This window comes from Alloacidobacterium sp., from assembly GCF_035631355.1.
Lineage (GTDB): Bacteria > Acidobacteriota > Terriglobia > Terriglobales > Acidobacteriaceae > Alloacidobacterium.
In genome coordinates, this window is sequence record NZ_DASQIX010000071.1 from 1 (window position 1) to 17,475 (window position 17,475).

Below are 17,475 nucleotides of genomic sequence, written 5' to 3' on the forward strand. Positions count from 1 at the left end.
CGGAACCATTCGCGCCGCGCGTGAAAATGCAAAGATCGCCATCAATGTGATGATTCGTCCACGTGGCGGCGATTTTCTTTATACCGACTCGGAATTCGCGTCGATGCAGCACGATATTCACATCGCAAAAGAGCTTGGCGCGGACGGCATTGTGCTGGGGCTGTTGTGCGCCGACGGCACTGTTGATGTTGAACGCACGCGACTAGTTGTCGATCTGGCGCGTCCGTTGCCGGTCACCTTTCATCGCGCCATTGACGTGTCGCGCGATCTGCTGAAAGCACTCGAAGACGTGATTTCCACTGGCGCAGCACGCGTGTTGACCTCCGGAGGCGAGCCTTCCGTCGTAGACGGCGCATCGATGGTGGCAAAGATGGTGAAAGCTGCAAAAGATCGCATCATCGTCATGCCCGGCTGTGGAATCACCCAGCACAATGTCTTGTCGATTCTGGAGACGACCGGCGCGCGCGAAGTGCATGTCGCTCTTGAAAAAGAAACGCGTAGCGGCATGACATTCCGCAAAGCCGAGATACCCATGGGTGGCGTTGAAGGGCGCGAATATATCCGCTTCGTAACGCCTGAAGCCGCAGTCCGAAACGTAGTGGAAATTCTGAACCTGTAATTCATAAAGCGGGAAGAATCACACCGCGGCACTCGCCGAAGCCGATGCGCGGATGGCCTTTCCGTTCGCAATATCCGCGAAAAACAACCTCGTCTCCATCTTCAAGAAATTTTCGCATCTCGCCGCCCGGAAGCGGAATTGGTTCCACTCCTCGCCGTGTCATTTCCAGCAGGCATCCCACGGATTCTTTCACTGGACCAGAGACCGTTCCCGATGCCAGCAAATCACCAGGCTGCAAATTACACCCGTTGCTCGCATGGTGCGTAAGCACTTGTGCCAGCGTCCAGTACAAATCGCGTGTATTGCCCTTGCTCAAGCGCACGGGCTGTTGACCTGCGTCGCGCATGCGCTGCGACGAGAGCCAGACTTCGAGCGTAATGTCGAATCCACCGCTCTGCTCATTTGCTTCAGCGCTGAGATAAGGCAGTGGCTTGGGATCTCCCGCATCGCGCTCGAATGCCGGAACGCGGAACGGTTCCAGCGCATCCATCGTCACAATCCATGGAGAAATGGTCGTGGCGAAATTCTTGGCCAGAAATGGCCCCAGCGGCTGGTACTCCCATGCCTGAATGTCGCGTGCCGACCAGTCATTCACCAGGCAAAGCCCGAAGATGTGGCTTTCTGCCCCGCTCAGAGGAATGACAGCACCGCGAGCATTGCCCTCGCCCACAAAGAAGCCAACCTCAAGTTCGTAATCGAGCAGACGTGTCGGGCCGAAATTAGGATATTCAGCATCTGGCGCTTTTGTCTGGCCGCTGGGCCGTTTGATTTCCGCTCCGCTAGCAATAATGGAAGACGCGCGGCCATGATAGCCAATGGGCACATATTTGTAGTTCGGAAGCAGCGGATTCTCAGGACGGAACAACTTGCCGACATTACCCGCGTGATAAATCGATGCGTAGAAATCAGTGTAATCTCCGATGATGGCAGGCAGGTGCATGGTGACTTCTGCAGCCGGACGCAGGAGCCGCTCGACCTTGTTGCGTATTTCCGCCACAGCATCTGACCGAAGCAACTCAGTAAGCCGTATGCGCAATGCTGTTGAAGCCCGTCGTCCATGCGACATAAGGCGATTAAGTGTCGGCGCGGTACATACTTGCTGAAGCGCCGGATTTAAGGCACGCAGAAGCCCCTGCTCGGCGCAGGCGCGCACGTCGAGCACCTTATCGCCGATTGCTACGCCGATACGCGAATCACAACCGCGAGTGGAGAACACTCCGAACGGCAGATTCTGCAAGGGAAAATCCGTTGCGTTGCCATTCGCGGACTCGACCCAGCTTGTTTCCATCGTCAGCGCCACCTCAGCGCTTTCAGATCATGAACCGGCTCAATGAAAGAGCAGGAACCGAATCCAATGGCAAAATTCTCGCGCGTCTCTTTGATCTGCTTTTCTGAGAAGCGGTGATTTCGCCATATCAGCGTGTTCTTTTTCCATTGAAATGCGCCAGGCGATTCCTCTGTGATCGCCTCCATCACTTCTTCGACAGCCGCACCGCGATATGCAACCATCGCTGCTACAAATAGATTGATAAACCCATGCATGATGGCAGTGGCGCTGTTTTCCTCATAAGTGAGCTTCTGAGCCGAACGCAGCGGATGGTGCAATCCCGCAGTGGCTTTGAATGAAACTCTGGCCTTTGCGCACGCGACAAGAAATTTCGTTACCTTCTGCGCTTCGGGAATCGCGTCCGCCGTAATGCCGCCGGTGCGAATCTTTGCCCTCGCTTCAAATTGTTTAAGCACAGGAAAAATCCCGTCACTGAGTCCCAGGGGAAACTCGACGTAAGCGGCCATGCCCGACGGCACTAAACGTAACTGCCGTTCCGCCTGCACGACATCAGCCGTTTTGAGTTCAATCGCATCAAGAAAAGCCGCGCCTTCATTGAATGCCTCGATGAAACGCGCGTCTTCATTTGCATCGCCCGTGCTCAGAACACTTAACAGCCAGGGAGACATTTGCTCGTCGCAGCATGTTTCAGAAAATGCCGCTGAGAACTCCACCAGCCTTTGCGCCGGAACAATGAAGCGTCCCAGCATCCACGCTTCATCACTCGCCCGATACGCGGAGTAGTTGCGTACAGATGTCTGCATATCGAGCGACGCTGGCGGAAAAAGTCCCGCATAGTCGATGACTCCTGCGAGCAGAGAGTGTATGGCTGTCATTTGAAGTGCTTCTTCAGCCCCTGCCAGCACTCGTAGTATTCGTGCTGCAAAATTTTTGTCTCCAGAGCGAATTTCGTAGGGCGCACGGCCAGCTGCGTCTCAAACATAAAGGCCAGCGTGTTCCCCAGGTACTGCGGCTTCAACCCTGCGGAGCTGGCGCGCTCAAATGTCTCCGCGTCCGGTCCATGTCCAGCCATGCAGTTGTGCAGGCTCGCTCCACCGGGAACAAAGCCTTCGGTCTTCGCATCATATTGCCCGAAGATAAGTCCCATGAACTCATTCATCATATTGCGATGGAACCACGGCGGCCGGAAGGTGTGCTCGGCCACCATCCAGCGCGGCGGAAAGATGGCGAAGTCTACATTCGCCGTGCCCGCTATGACGCTGGGCGCGGTGAGCACCGTGTAGATCGATGGGTCAGGATGGTCAAAGGAAACCGTGTTGATGCAGTTGAAGTTCTTCAGGTCGTATTTATAAGGCGCGTAGTTGCCATGCCAGGCAACTACGTCCAGCGGTGAATGATCGATCTCCGCGTTCCACAAATTGCCCAGGAATTTACTGATAATCCGGAAACTACCTTCGCGATCTTCATATGCAGCAATGGGATAGTGAAAGTCGCGCGCGTTCGCTAATCCATTGGCCCCGATCGGGCCAAGCTCGGGCAGACGAAACTGCTGCCCGTAGTTCTCGCAGATGTATCCCCGCGCGGATTTTTCTTCAAGTACGACGCGGAATTTCAACCCGCGCGGCAGCACACAGATTTCTCCCGGAGCAGCGCCAATTATGCCCAGCTCCGTATGGAGACGCAGCGCGCCATCCTGCGGAACCAGCAGCAATTCTCCGTCCGCGTTGTAGAAGAAGCGGTCGTCCATCGACTTGTTGATGGCATAGACGTGAATGCCGACTCCGGTCTGCATCGCGGGATCGCCGTTGCCGCCAAGCGTGATGATGCCGTCGATAAAGTCCGTGGGTTCAGACGGAACAGGCAGAGGGTCCCAGCGAAGCTGATTGGGCGGCGTGGGAACTTCAGTAAACGGCCCGCTGCGGATCAATCCCGCAGGATGCTCCTCATACGGCTTGTGCGTTACTGATGGCCTGATGCGGTAAGTCCAGGTGCGCCGGTTGACATGCCGCGGCGAAGTAAAAGACGTTCCGCTGAACTGCTCTGTGTAAAGGCCCAGCGAATGCTTCTGTGGCGCGTTCTGTCCCTGCGGCAGAGCGTCAGAGACCGCTTCGGTGGCAAATTCATTCCCGAATCCCGACTGATACTTGAGCGCGGAGGATGACATCACGTCTCCCTGACGCAATGGCGTCAAAACTCTATAAGCTACCCGGAGATGCGCAGCTTTGGCAAACGCCTCAATGCCTATGCCTCAACTGTAAAAAGTCCCGGCAGCACCTCGCCAGCCTTGCCCAGGATGACCTCCGTGAATGCACTCGCGTTCAGCGGCGGCTCCGGCCCGATGTAATATGTCCTGACTTTTGCTTCTCCCGGCAAATTGCGCTGATTGGCCCAGTGCACGAAGCTTGCTGCCGGGTGAACATTTCCCGACGTGCCAACAACGACCATTACACTGCAACGATCGATCTCGCGCATGATGCGGTCCATTTCCAGCGGATACTCACCAAACCAGACAATGTTCGGTCGAATCCGGGCGCCGCAGGAGCAGGTTGGGATCTGCGTAATCGATTCGTAGAGATTCTTGTCAGCGATAGCAGCAGCGCCGCATTCCGACTCACAACGCGAGGAGAAAAGTTCTCCATGCATGTGGACCAGATTGCGCGATCCGGCGCGCTCATGCAAGTCATCGACATTCTGCGTGCAGAGAAAGAACCTGTCTCCAATCTGCGATTCGAGCGCGGCAAAGGCATGGTGCGCGGGGTTGGGCTCACTCCTTTGCGCGTCGCGCCGCCGCATGGAGTAAAACCGCCAGACCAGTTCCGGGTTTGCTTCCCATGCCTCCGGAGTCGCTACGTCTTCCACGCGATGACCACTCCATAAGCCATCGCTGTCGCGAAACGTAGGAAGGCCACTCTCCGCGCTGATGCCCGCGCCCGTGAGCACGAACACGCAATCGCCCGCCGCAACATGGATGCCCGCGCTCATTGTGAATTCACACCTCTGTCATGTTCATGATGGCCCGACCAGTCAAATCGCCTGCCAATGATTCCTTTGACAATTAGATGATCGGTGGCTGCTGTTGGGCCTATGCCTACGCCGAAGTTGATCTCCCATTTCGGAGAGACATTGAGATCGATCGCAGGGAAAAACTGCTGCTGCTGGTCGTGAAAATTGTCGAAGTCGCCGAGTCGCCCGTACGAAGCGTAGTACTCAAGCCCGCCCGCGATGACCTTTGTGAAGTCATAACTGATTTTGACGTTGGGAGAAAAGGTAACGCCCTGCGAAACACTCTCGCCGTGAAACGACCTGTCCAGAGTTGGATTCAGCGAAAAGTACCAGCGTCCAATCTGTTTATCAATGATGGGCCGAATCTCCCAGGTCCACGTGTCGGTCGAAAAATCGCGCCGCTGATAACCAATTTCCATCGAGAGGCTCGCACCTACTGGCCAGTGCCAACTGTCTGGGGCGCGCACGCGCGGACGGATATGATCCCCCACCCATTGAATGCCCTGTCCGCTGCGCGCGCTGGTGAAGATGTAAAAACCAACCTCCGACCAATTGGTAAGACCCTGCGTAATTTCAACGGTTTCATGCAGCGCATGGTTTGTTGGATATGTTCCGTCTGCGGTGTATTCCGAGCCCGGAATGGGTTTCGATCCATCCACCGTGAAATTGCTGTGTAACTCAACCATCGTGGTTTTAGGCGCGACCGTGTCGGAACCATAGACCTGAATCTCGTAATTGTCCTGCGCCAAAAGCTGTCCGGCCGCAACCAAAAGAAATAGCGCAACGAAAACAACACGAAAAACGGAGATGCTCTTCCGCTTCCATGAGCAAATTGTTGGCAACAAGCAAATCTCCTGCGGGTAGTTGATGACAGAATACAACCCATCAGGTGGGATGCCTTCCCATCAGAATCCATGGCAGGTTTGCATCTATTTTCCGGCTATGCTTGAATCATGCTCCCCTCCGGCGATCAGCAACTTGTGCAGATCATCGATGCCGCCCTGGCCGACACAGCGCGCCGCAGCCGCGAGTGGTTGGTGTGCCACCCGGGATGCACGCAATGCTGTGTAGGAGCGTTTGCCATCAGCCAGCTCGATGCTGAACGCCTGCGCACTGGGCTCCGGCAGCTTGAGGAAGTTGATCCGGCGCGAGCTGGGCGTTTACTTGAACGGGTGAGGCAGTCAGTTGAGCGTATTGCAGATGAATTTCCCGGTAACCCGCAGACAGGTATCCTCGACGAATCTGCAGAAGCCCAGGAGCGATTTGCCGACTTTGCAAACGATGAAGTATGTCCGGTGCTGGACCCGGAAACAGGAATGTGCGATTTGTACGGCGCGCGACCTATGACCTGCCGCGTCTTTGGCCCGCCAGTCCGTTCCGAAGACGGCCTTGGGGTATGCGAGCTCTGCTATCACGGCGCAAGCGAAGCAGAAATCGCGGCTTGCGAGATGCGCATTGAGACGGACGCTTTAGAAACCGAGTTGACCACAGTGTCGAGGCTGCAACCGGGCAGCACGGCAATACTATCATCGCTTTTGCTTTGTCCTGCCAGGGCACCTGATACAGTCATTAGCAACGCCATCCCTGCTTTCTATTCAGGAGATCTAGCCTTGACCTCTACTCTGCGTAAGTCCCTGCTGTCCTTTTCGATGCTGGCGTTCTGCCTCATCTCTTCAGGCTGCAACACGGTGCAGACCACTATGCCACCTGCCCCGCTGCACACCATTGGGTTTATGACAGACTTCGATGTACGGGATGACGCCGTTGGCATTTGCAAAACAGTCATGGATGGCATTGCGCCTGGTGTGCATGTGATTGACATTACGCACCAAGTCAATCCCTTCGATATTGCCGAAGGCGCGCGATTTCTGGCAGGCTCAGCACCCTATTTTCAAAAAGACGCTGTGTTTGTCGTTGTTGTCGACCCGGGCGTCGGCAGTACCCGCAAGGCTATTATCGCCAAATCTAAAGTAGGCCAATACTTCGTGCTTCCGGATAACGGTCTGCTAACTCTGGTACAGGACCGCGACGGCATTGAAGGCGCGCGCGAAATCACCAACCCCGAATGGATGATCGGAGCCAAACTCTCTTCAACATTTCACGGGCGCGATATTTTCTCGCCAGCAGGCGCGCACCTGGCACGCGGTGACGACTGGACCCAGGCCGGACCCGAACTGGACGTTTCAAAGCTGGTGCGCATCGACGTTCATTACGCAACTGTGGATGATAAAGGACTGAATGGGCAAGTGATTGGGACGGATGGACCTTTCGGAAACCTGATTCTGAATGTTCCTGCCGACACGTTTGCTAAACTTGGCTATCAGCTCGGTGATACCGTTCCGGTTACGCTGAACGGACACAAATACGAATTTCCTTTCAAGAAGACATTCAGCGATGTGCCAATCGGCAAGCCGCTCTTCTACATCGATTCGCGCGGACGCCTGAGCATGGGGCTGAATCAACGCAATTTCGCCCAGACGTATAAAATTACCCCACCGGTGGATCTCTTCATTCCGAAAAAATGAGCCATAGGGCGCGCAAACGTTCCACAATGACGCTTCTGCTGCGCAAATCGGAAGTGCTAAAACTTTCCTGCACTGGCCTGTAAGCGCGCGAGATTCGCTCGCGCCTGGGCGTGATTTGGCTCAAGCCTCAGCGCATGCTCGAAAGCCTCGCGCGCTTCTGCTGTTTTCCCTTCTCTAGCGTCCAGCACACCCAGGTTATTCCAGCCGTCGGCATCATTCGAGTTCAGTTGCAGGGCCTTTTGTTGTTCCAGAATTGCATCCTGCAGCTGCCCTGTAGTAGTGAGCACCTGTGACAACAGGGCGTGAGCCATTGGATCATCCGGTGTTATTGTTGTTGCGGCCCTCAATTGCGTGGCAGCATCGCCGAAACGATTTGTCTGAACATAGGCCATCGCCAGATGCTCGCGCATTTCCGCATCCTTGCCATCCTGCTTGACCGCGTCTTCGAGCAGATCGACAGCGTGCGCGGGATTACCCGACGCAATCGCGAGCTGCGCCGAGCCATCGAGCCCTGTAGCATCTTGCGGATTCAGCTTCAGCGCCTTGTCGAACTCCGCCTGCGCCGCTTCCGGCTCCTGCTCCTTCAGCAATGCCAGACCCAGGCCGCTATGCGCGCTGGCATCGTCCGGCGTCTGCCGTAGGATGGCTCTGAACTGCTCCTCGGCACGTGCCACATTGTCGTGGTTCAACTCAAGACGCCCTAGATCAAACTGGGCATCCATCGATCCTGAATCAAGACTGATTGCCTTTTGATAGGCCTCAACCGCCTGCTGCGAATCACCCGCCTTTTCATAGGCAACGCCCAGGGCCGTCAACGTCCGCGTATCACCGGAGTCAACTGCAAGCTCGCGCTGATAAGTAGCGGCCGCCTTCTGATAATCACCCTCGCCCATGTATGCGCCGGCAAGATTGAACAGCGCAATCGTGTCCTTCGGATTCTTGCGCAGTTTGTTCTGCATCCATTCCTGTTCCAGCAGAATGCGCGGATCAAGCCCGCCCAGACGCTGGTTCACCGGCAGCACCTGCAGCCACAGATGCCCCATCTCATCCACCGAGCGGTTCCCTGCCCTCACGCGCACTGGCGGATCGTTCGGATTGTGAATGTTGGTGCTGGAATTGTCATAAGTGTAGCGCATGTGCAGCACCGTCTTTTTAGGAAGAAACACCGGCTTGCGATAGCGATAGACTGATTGCCGGTCGATATCCCAGTTGCGAATCCAGATCAGCCACTTCTTCTCGCCCGTCGGGAGAATGGCATATCCTTGTAAATCTTTGCCTAGGTAATGCGCGTGCGGATACACCCCCAGCACGTCGACATCCACTGGCAATTTCATCTCATCCTGGACAACAAAATCGCGTGCTCCTGCCGGGATATCGAGCGCCTCGTCATCCTCCAGTTGCAACAGCATTGGCTGTTTTTCCGGGGGCCTATCTGTGAAATACAGCCCCACCTCAGCCTGCATGGTTTCCGGTTTGCCTGAGGGCTTGAAGTGCATGTTCAAAATCAGGTCATTGCCCGGATCGAGCCGCCACGGCATCCCTTCCGGCTCCATCAGCACCGGCGTGTCCGGCTTCCAGAAAAGAAAATGGCTGTCTGGATCGAACATGCTTCCCGCATCCACCTGCAACTCCATTCCCGCGACGCCATCCTGCCAATCATTCGGATGAGCGCGCCGGAATGAGGCCGTGCGGTCGATCAGCAGGTTCGCATGATGCACGATCTGCGGCATGCCCGGACGAATCTCCACGGCGCGGATGTAGTGCGTCTGCTTAAGCGGATACGGCAGAACGAAATTGCGAAAAACGTCGGTGCCCGATGCGGCCAGCGTGTATGGCCTCGCCGTCTTCAGCACCAGATCGGGCGTGCCCAGTTCCCAAGTCGCGTTGTAATGCGGCGGCGCGGGAGCATCCGCCAAGTCGCCCTGCGCCATACCTGTACTGACCCATTGCCGAATAAGATCGAGATCCGAATCAGACAATCTGCGATTGTCGGCAAAGTCGCCGTAGCCCGGTTCTGGAAGCCAAGGCGGCATATAACGGCTTTGTGTTACGCGCAGCACCTGCGGTCCCCAGCGGCGCGCGTCGGCATAAGCCATCAGGCTGAATGGCCCGGCTCCTCCGGGATGGTGGCATGTCGTGCAGTCCTTGTAGAGAATCGGCGCGATCTGGTGAGCGTATGTCACGGGCGCGTCCGCGGCGCGTACATGTCTACTTGCAACCTTCACGGCTACGAAGAGAGAAGCAAGTCCACAGACGCACGCGCAAATCAGCCGATTCATCATCATGGCTGGCGCGTCACAATCGCGCAGCCCACCGACGGACCACCCGGCTGCGGAACAGGCTTGTTGCCCAAAGCGGCCCCAATCGCGTTCTCCAGGTCATGGTGAAAAGCGCGCGGCCGCTCCGATCCGAGATCGAGATATCGGTCATCGATTCGCCCGCGATACACCTCATGCAGACCGCTGCCATCACGGACGAAAACCGCAGCTTCTGGAGTGACCGTAACATGCGCCATCTCGACCAGGGACTGCTCACGATCGATCACAATGTCCGTTGCGTCGCCTGTCTCGGTGCTGTGTTGTCTGACGACCGACGTAGTATCTCCGGGATTGGGATACACCTCCCGGAACTGCGCTCCCCGATTGGCAAATTCATGTTGAAGTCGCTCCATTTCGGGAAGGTACCGGTTGGAAATTGGACAATCCGAAGCGGCAAAGAAAAGCACCAGCACGCGCTTTCCTGGAAGCACGAGCTCCGTCACAGGCGCACCATTCAGATTCACGCCGTAGCGCTGCGCCTGTCCTGCCACCACCCAGCCGAGCAACAGCATTGCGATTGTGCAGAGTTGGCGCATGGTCTCGCCCAAATATACAACTCGCAAATTATTTTTTTACAGGTAGTCATCTGGCCGGCCAAACGTTCGCAGGCAAATCGGCTTGTAGCTGATTCTGACCTATTGCAAACCTTGCTTCCCCACCTTTTGCTATTCCTTGACAAGCGCAATCGATGGTCGCTATAGTTTTTCCTCGTCAGAGGCAGTGTACCTTTGACGCGAAACGGTAGTTATGCAGCGACATATGGAGCGCTGCTTCCTGTTGTATTTGACAGAGGACCGTCTTCAAAACCAGATAAAGAGACTCGCTTTTACGCGCGCTGCTTCCGGAAAATTCCAGGAAGGATAAAGACGGCATGCGAAGGGCGACAACAGCACCAACGTTTTTGGGAGACCACATGATCACTCGCATATGCAAGGCTCTTGCCTGCGGTCTGGGCGCTGCTCTGCTCGCATTCATACCACTCACATCCCATGCCCAGGCGGTTTACGGCTCCATCTATGGCACCGTAACTGACAACACAGGCGCAGTCATCCCCAACGCCACGGTCACTGTCACCGATGAGGCCAAGGGGACCGTCGTCACCGTCCAAAGCAATGAATCCGGTGCGTACACCGTCGATCACCTTGTGCCTGATTCCTATGACGTGAAAGTAAGTGTCTCCGGCTTCCAGAATTTCGAGGCAAAGGGCATTAAGGTCTTCGCCGATACCGCGCCGAAAGTAGATGCGCAGCTCACAGTGGGAGGCGCTTCGCAGACGGTCACCGTCAATGCCGATGCCATCCCCGTCCTGAAGACGGATCGCGCTGACGTATCGACCGAGTTCTCGACCCAGACCATCTCCGATGTCCCGCTGCCGGACCGCAACTTCACCAATATCCAGTTGCTTCTGCCCGGCGCACAGCCTCTCGGCTGGGGCCATGCCGCATCGGAAAATCCGCAGGCCAGCAAGCAGATTCAGGTCGATGGCCAGGCCTTCGGCGGTGTTGCTTTTACGCTTGACGGCACCGACAACCAGGACCCCATTCTCGGCATCATCGTCATCAACCCACCGCTCGACGCGCTTTCTGAAACCAAAATCACGACGCAGAATTTTGACGCCGAGTTCGGCAAGGCTGTTTCCTCCTTCGTTTCCGCGCAGACGAAATCCGGCTCGAACAGCTTCCACGGCAGCGCATTCGATTACCGCGAAAGCAATGCCAATCTCGCCCGCGATCCCTACTCGCAGTCCTCACGCGATCCCGTGACAGGGCAATTCATTCCGGGTGGGTTGAAGAACCAGTTTGGCGGATCAATCGGCGGCCCAATCATTAAAGACAGGCTGTTCTTCTTCGGCGATTACCAGGGAGTTCGCCAGAAGGTCGGCATTTCGCAGTCAGCCACTGTCCCGACGCCATTGCTCACACAGTCATGCCTGGGCCAGCGAGTCGGCCCCAGTGGCATACCCGGCTGCGACTTCAGCGATTACGCAAGCGCCACCGGCATTCCTCAGCTTATCTACGACAATTCCAGCGGGACCTCTGTTCCCTTTCCCGGCAACGTAATCCCAACTGCCAAGCTCTCATCACAGGCGCTGGCGCTGCTCACCTTGCTGAATCAACCTCAGTATTATCCGAATACGAGCGGTAACGTAGGGGGCACAAAGAACAACTATGCCCTGAGCGGCACCGGTCTCTTCAACGATGATCAGTGGGATGAACGCGTGGACTGGCAGGCAAACTCCAAGACCCACGTCTTTGAGCGCTTCAGCCGCTTCACCGACACGCTTACCGGTAAAACCATGTTCGGCGATGCTGGAGGAACCGGCTTCGGTCTCCAGGGTTACGGCGGCACTTCCAAAGGAGCAAATGACAGTCTGGCTGCCGGCGCTGACATAGCGATCAGTCCCAGCCTGCTCACCGACTTCCGCGTAGGTTACTACCGTTATAACATCATCACTTCGAAATATGACCAGACGACGGACTTCGCAACCGCGCTTGGCATCCCCGGATTGAATGTGGGCGGAGCAACCTCCGGCGCGCCCGCCTTCCAGATTGCTGAATCCGATACTTTCGGTACCGGGACAGCTAACCAGGGCCAGAACCAGGGCGCACAGTATGGCAGCGGCTTGAACGTCAACCGCTGCAACTGCCCGCTCACGGAAAAGGAAGACCAGTTCCAGCTCGTCAATAACTGGACCAAGATCGTCGGCAATCATTCCATCAAGTTCGGGGCCGACTTGCGCTATGCCCGTAACCTGCGCGTACCGAGTGACAGCAACCGCACGGGTCAATTACGATTCGATCCCGGCCCGACATCGCTGAACGGCGCCTCGGCTGGTAATGGCTTCGCCACCTTTGTGCTGGGTGATGTAACCAACTTCAGCCGATACGTCAGCGTCTCCACCAATGCCAAGGAGTTCCAGAAGCGGTTCTTCTTCTACGGACAGGACACCTGGCGCGTGACCCCCAACCTCACCCTGAACCTCGGCCTTCGCTATGAGTTCTACTTCCCTGAATCCGTAAACGGCAAAGGAAATGGCGCTCTGATGAACCTGAAGGACGGCTTCCTTCGCGTCGCCGGCTACGGAAACATCGGCACCAACATGAACTGGAGCCTGCCGTCCAATGCCTGGAACCCACGCATCGGCCTCGCCTATCAGCTTGATCCAAACACCGTTATTCGCGCCGGATACGGACGCAGCTTCGACATCGGCGTCTTTGGCTCCATCTTCGGTCACAACGTAACGCAAAACATCCCTGTGCTGGCCAATCAATCCATTTCGTCTCCAACCACAACGTCATATGCCTTCAACCTGAGCACTGGTCCAGCTGCTTATGTATTCCCGTCCGTACCCAGTAATGGTCTGCTGCCGTCTCCGGGATACGCAGTCAACGTGAAGGCACGGCCTGACGGTTTGAGGCTGCCAACCCTGGATGCCTGGAACCTCAGCATTCAGCGCGCCATCACGCCTACACTTTCCGCAACCCTGGCTTATGTCGGCAATAAGGGGACGCATACACTCAGCGCCGGCGACGGCAATACCACCAACCCCAACGAGGCCGGTATCTTCCTACCTGCCAACTACAGCATCAACGGGCAGACGCTGCACTATGACCCGAGCGTCGCATCCGGAATCTCAGCGAATAACGGGACCTCCGTCTCCAACTTCCTCTCCCGGTACTACGGTGGTACGCTTGCCGCATGCCAGAGCCCGGATTACGCCACGCCCATCGGCGAACCCGGCATCCAGCCCGGAATGTGCGGATGGACCAACGGAGTCAGCTACTACGGTGACGACCAGGACACGGAATTCAACTCCCTGCAGGCCACCCTCTCCAAGCAGTTCACGCGTGGCTTGTCGTTCAACGCCAACTACGCGTGGCAGCGTGGTTATAACTTCAACGGCGGCTACGCCACATGGGACAAATCCGCTGTCAAAGGACGCGACGACGCCATCCGCGAACAGCAGTTCATTCTCTACGGCACCTATCAACTGCCCTTCGGCAGGAACCAGATGTTCGTGGGCAACGCCAACGGAATCGTCAATCAGATCATCGGCGGCTGGCAGTTCAGCCCTGTCCTGACCTGGTCAAGTGGTCTGCCCTTCACCCTCGGCGTTGGCGGCGGATGCGGTGCTTCTGTTCCAGGCAGCGCTCCCTGCTACCCCAATGGCAGCGGTCTGCAGGTCAGGCATCACCTTACCGGGTTTAATCCAGTCAGCCACTCGCGCACATACTTCACTGCTGCGGATGTCCCCGCCAGCCGCTTCCCGCAAGCTGGATTGGACCAGATTGGCACCATGGGCCGGAACTCTGTCTATGGGCCGGCGTTCTTCAACACTGACCTGTCGCTCCAGAAGAACTTCCCTATACATGAGAGCCTTCTGGCCCAGTTCCGCGTGGACGCTTACAACGGCTTCAACTACATCAATGCCGGCAATCCGGGCACCACGCAAACAGGCAGCGACGGAGTTATCACATCGGAGCCGGCGCTTAACGTCTACACCAACCCGCGGCAGTTGCAGTTCTCGCTGCGCGTCCAGTTCTAGCCGGACTGGCAACACACCGATAAGGGGAGCAAATCGCTCCCCTTATCTTTTTTGGATACACTTCCCTCAGCTATATATATGGGCTTTCATCAAAGGCAATCGGTAGAAGCGGTGGGCTTCAGCCCACCTAAGTAGAGCATGGGCTGAAAGGCCCGACCTTACTGCCGTAGGCCGGAGCGGAACCGAAGGTGAAGCGATCTCAGATAAAAGAGCCTTTTAATCCCGCCATTTTCCCAGCCATAGAGGGTACCGATCTGTGAAATACACCCTGGGAATCCTCGCCCTCTGCACGATACTTGCCGGCGCACAACAGCCCCCAACCCCATCACTTAGCGAGGCCCGCCAGCTCTTCACCCAGGGCAAGCTCGACCAGGCATTCATTCAACTCGACACGCTGGCCAAACAAACGCCGGAACCAACTGGCGTCGAACACTTGCGCGGCCTTATCTTCTACGAGCAAAACAACCTCACCGAGGCCGACGCGGCCTTCGCTAAAGCACTGGCTCAAGACCCCAAAGATACCGAAGCCATGCAGATGCGCGGGGTGACGCTGTTCCGCATGGGCCGTGCCGCTGACGCGATCCTGCTGCTCGAACAGGCCCGCGCCTCCGTCCCCGACGCAAACATCGACCCGAACTACGTTCTCGGCGTCTCCTATATGCAGGTAGGACGCAATGATGACGCCCGCCATGCCTTTGCCGCGCAATACGGCTTCCCACCTGATTCCGCGCAGGCGTATCTGCTCGCCGCGCGCATGTTCTTCCATCAGGAAAACACGCCTGCCGCCCGCGCCTCGGCAACCAAAGCCGTCCAGTTAAACCCCAGTCTGCCGCTGGCGCATCAGCTTCTCGGCGAAATCGCCCTTGCAGGCGGAGACACCGCAACAGCAATCACAGAATTTCAAAAAGAAGTCCTGATCAACCCGCTCAACGGCGAGGTCTACGACCGCCTAGGCGACGCGTATCTGCGCAACAAACAATATCCCGAAGCACAGCACGCCCTCGACCGCGCCGTGCTGCTGGAGCCAAACGCCACTGGCCCATACATCCTGCTGGGAAAGCTCATGCTCGGCAGGCAAAACCCAGTCATGGCGGGAATGTATCTGGAACGCGCCCGCCAGATGGATCCCGGCAACTACATCCCGCATTACCTTCTCGGGCAGGTTTATCGCGCGGAGGGCCGCAAGGACGACGCCAACCGCGAATTCCACGCCGCCGAACAGCTTCAGTCCTCGCATCCTTCTACAATGGAAACACCGCACTAGAGTGGATCGATCTTGCGGATAATTCGTCAAAATAAATTGTCATCCCGACCGAACCCTGAGCAGCGCGAAGGGGAAGCGGAGGGACCTGCGGTTTTCTCCCGGTTTCTCTTATTGCAGCCCTGCATGCCGTCGCACCCTCAACTCCTCACCTGCCTGCTCCTGCTTGCGTCTGCCATCGCTGTATCCGCGCAGAACCATCCCCCTACCGAAACACGCCTCCAACAGGCCACCACCGCCTTCCGTGCCGGATACGCAGCCGCATCCAGCGGCGACCTGATCACTGCCCGCCAACAATTTCAACGCGCCGTGCAATTAGCGCCGCAAGTGGAAGAAGGCCACAGCGCATTAGGCGCAGTCCTTTACCGGATGGGCGAATATACCGCCGCGATCCCGGAGCTTGAAACCGCGCTGCACCTGAAACCCGAAGACCGCGCCGCGCAGGAGAACCTCGCACTCGCCTACACCCAAACCAGCGCCAATCAAAAAGCGCTGCCCATTTTCGCGCGCCTGGACAACGACTCATCGCAGCCGCTCTCCGCCGACCTGCTCTCCGCATATGCCCGCGCGCTAGCCGCCACGCAGCAGTATTCCACCGCAGTTCGCGAGACGAAAGCCGCCATCGCCACGTCTCCGCAGAGCGCTGTGCTCTACGACCAGCTAGGCTCCATCTACGCCCAAACCCAAAACTGGCCCGAAGCGCAGAATGCCTTTGAACAGGCCCTGCATCGCGATCCCGGTCTCGCCTCGGCGCATCTGCATCTGGGAGTCGTGCTCGCGTCCACGCGCCAGACGCAAGCCGCCATTGAAGAGTTGAACACCGCTGCGCAGCTCGACCCAAAAAACGCCGTCGCGCAGCTTGAGCTGGGCAAAGCCTTCGTCACTCTCAATCAGGATGAAAACGCCATCCCCCACTTTCAGCAAGCCATCGCGCTCAATCCCAATCTGACAGAAGCAACCGACCAGTTCGCCATGGCGCTGCAGCGCGAAGGCAAAGAGCAGGAAGCCATTCCGCTCTTTGAGAAAGTAGTCGTCGCGCAGCCGCAGAACGCCACCGCCCTCACCAATCTTGGCTTGGCGCTCGTGCAGATTGGCAAAGCGAAAGAAGCAGTGCCCGATTATCAGCGCGCTCTCGCTATCAGTCCCAATGATCCGACTGCGCATCAGGACCTCGGCGTCGCCTATCTGCAGGAAAGCGATCTCGACGACGCTATCCGCGAGTTCCGGGCCGGCATCGCGCTCGCCCCGGAAAATCCGCAACTGCACTACAACCTCGGCCTCGCCTTCAAGCTCAAGGACGACCTTCCCCACGCGATCACCGAACTAGAAGCAGCGGCAAAGCTCGATACCACCTCGCCAGATCCTCCCTACACACTCGGCATTCTCTATATGCAACAGGGCCGCTTCGATGATGCTGTCACGCAGCTTCGCGCCGCCCTCGACCGTCGCCCGGAAAACGGCGACGGGTGGGCCATTCTCGGCAGCGTCTATAAGCAGCAGGGCAAATATGACGACGCCGTTGCCGCCCTGCATAAAGCCATCACGCTCCTGCCCAACCAGCCCGGAACGCACATCACTCTGGCCGGCGTATTGCAGGAACAGGGCAAGAAAGACGAAGCCGCCGCCGAGCGCAAAACCGCCGCCGACCTCACCCGCATCGCCGTAAATCGGCAGCGCGCCACCTTCGCCACCAACACCGGCAATCTTCTCATGCAGAAAGGCCAGATTGCCGATGCCATTGACCGCTACCAGGACGCGATCACCAGCGACCCAACCTACGCCGAGGCCCACACCCAACTCGCCGCCGCCTATGAACGCCAGGGACGCACTGCCGACGCCGCATCGGAAAAAGCAAAAGCCGCCGCACTCAAATCCAATCAGCCTTAGAAAATCGTGCTGTCATCATGAGCGGAGC

12 protein-coding genes are annotated in these 17,475 nt (G+C 57.2%); 5 read left to right on the top strand and 7 right to left on the bottom strand.

Annotation, left to right across the window (positions count from 1 at the left end):
* A partial coding sequence (locus tag VEV40_RS13080; RefSeq protein WP_324832909.1) for a copper homeostasis protein CutC occupies positions 1–619 on the top strand: 619 nt, incomplete at its 5' end.
* A 1-nt stretch (position 620) separates the two neighbouring features.
* Here VEV40_RS13080 and fahA read toward each other — a convergent pair.
* From fahA to VEV40_RS13105, 5 genes are all read right to left on the bottom strand, one after another.
* Positions 621–1,907, bottom strand: a complete 1,287-nt coding sequence (gene fahA / locus VEV40_RS13085; protein WP_324832910.1) for a fumarylacetoacetase — start codon at positions 1,905–1,907, stop codon at positions 621–623.
* Positions 1,908–1,909: 2 nt separating this feature from the next.
* Positions 1,910–2,782 carry a hypothetical protein gene (locus VEV40_RS13090; RefSeq protein WP_324832911.1) on the bottom strand — a complete coding sequence of 291 codons (873 nt, stop codon included), beginning with the start codon at positions 2,780–2,782 and terminating at the stop codon, positions 1,910–1,912.
* The gene (gene hmgA / locus VEV40_RS13095; RefSeq protein ID WP_324832913.1) at positions 2,779–4,071 is read right to left on the bottom strand and encodes a homogentisate 1,2-dioxygenase; all 1,293 of its coding nucleotides are present in this window, start codon (positions 4,069–4,071) and stop codon (positions 2,779–2,781) included. Before hmgA ends, VEV40_RS13090 begins: the two co-directional genes overlap by 4 nt.
* Positions 4,072–4,148: 77 nt before the next feature.
* A complete protein-coding gene (locus VEV40_RS13100) occupies positions 4,149–4,889 on the bottom strand; it encodes an NAD-dependent deacylase (protein WP_324832914.1) in 741 nt (246 codons plus the stop codon).
* Positions 4,886–5,755 (bottom strand): hypothetical protein, encoded by an 870-nt coding sequence (locus VEV40_RS13105; protein ID WP_324832915.1) that lies wholly within the window; start codon positions 5,753–5,755, stop codon positions 4,886–4,888. The genes VEV40_RS13100 and VEV40_RS13105 overlap by 4 nt, the downstream gene beginning before the upstream one ends.
* A gap of 108 nt (positions 5,756–5,863) precedes the next feature.
* Here VEV40_RS13105 and VEV40_RS13110 point away from each other — a divergent pair, with 108 nt between their 5' ends.
* Entirely contained in the window at positions 5,864–7,435 is a 1,572-nt protein-coding gene (locus VEV40_RS13110) for an SAM-dependent chlorinase/fluorinase (protein WP_324832916.1), read from the top strand.
* Between the two features lie 56 nt (positions 7,436–7,491).
* Here the strand turns inward: VEV40_RS13110 and VEV40_RS13115 are convergent, their stop codons facing one another.
* Positions 7,492–9,618: a tetratricopeptide repeat protein gene (locus tag VEV40_RS13115; protein ID WP_324832917.1), complete on the bottom strand. Its 2,127-nt coding sequence runs from the start codon at positions 9,616–9,618 to the stop codon at positions 7,492–7,494.
* Positions 9,619–9,716: 98 nt separating this feature from the next.
* The gene (locus VEV40_RS13120) at positions 9,717–10,289 is read right to left on the bottom strand and encodes a redoxin domain-containing protein (protein ID WP_324832919.1); all 573 of its coding nucleotides are present in this window, start codon (positions 10,287–10,289) and stop codon (positions 9,717–9,719) included.
* 377 nt (positions 10,290–10,666) lie between these two features.
* Here VEV40_RS13120 and VEV40_RS13125 point away from each other — a divergent pair, with 377 nt between their 5' ends.
* From VEV40_RS13125 to VEV40_RS13135, 3 genes are all read left to right on the top strand, one after another.
* Positions 10,667–14,299 (top strand): carboxypeptidase regulatory-like domain-containing protein, encoded by a 3,633-nt coding sequence (locus tag VEV40_RS13125; RefSeq protein ID WP_324832921.1) that lies wholly within the window; start codon positions 10,667–10,669, stop codon positions 14,297–14,299.
* 256 nt (positions 14,300–14,555) lie between these two features.
* Positions 14,556–15,563, top strand: a complete 1,008-nt coding sequence (locus VEV40_RS13130; RefSeq protein WP_324832923.1) for a tetratricopeptide repeat protein — start codon at positions 14,556–14,558, stop codon at positions 15,561–15,563.
* A 123-nt stretch (positions 15,564–15,686) separates the two neighbouring features.
* Positions 15,687–17,447 carry a tetratricopeptide repeat protein gene (locus VEV40_RS13135; protein WP_324832926.1) on the top strand — a complete coding sequence of 587 codons (1,761 nt, stop codon included), beginning with the start codon at positions 15,687–15,689 and terminating at the stop codon, positions 17,445–17,447.
* The last annotated feature ends 28 nt before the right edge of the window (positions 17,448–17,475 follow it).

Coding starts and splice junctions, on each gene's coding strand:
- fahA (WP_324832910.1), bottom strand. CDS start 1,907: ATGGAAACAAGCTGGGTCGAGTCCGCGAATGGCAACGCAACGGATTTT.
- VEV40_RS13090 (WP_324832911.1), bottom strand. CDS start 2,782: ATGACAGCCATACACTCTCTGCTCGCAGGAGTCATCGACTATGCGGGA.
- hmgA (WP_324832913.1), bottom strand. CDS start 4,071: ATGTCATCCTCCGCGCTCAAGTATCAGTCGGGATTCGGGAATGAATTT.
- VEV40_RS13100 (WP_324832914.1), bottom strand. CDS start 4,889: ATGAGCGCGGGCATCCATGTTGCGGCGGGCGATTGCGTGTTCGTGCTC.
- VEV40_RS13110 (WP_324832916.1), top strand. CDS start 5,864: ATGCTCCCCTCCGGCGATCAGCAACTTGTGCAGATCATCGATGCCGCC.
- VEV40_RS13120 (WP_324832919.1), bottom strand. CDS start 10,289: ATGCGCCAACTCTGCACAATCGCAATGCTGTTGCTCGGCTGGGTGGTG.
- VEV40_RS13125 (WP_324832921.1), top strand. CDS start 10,667: ATGATCACTCGCATATGCAAGGCTCTTGCCTGCGGTCTGGGCGCTGCT.
- VEV40_RS13135 (WP_324832926.1), top strand. CDS start 15,687: ATGCCGTCGCACCCTCAACTCCTCACCTGCCTGCTCCTGCTTGCGTCT.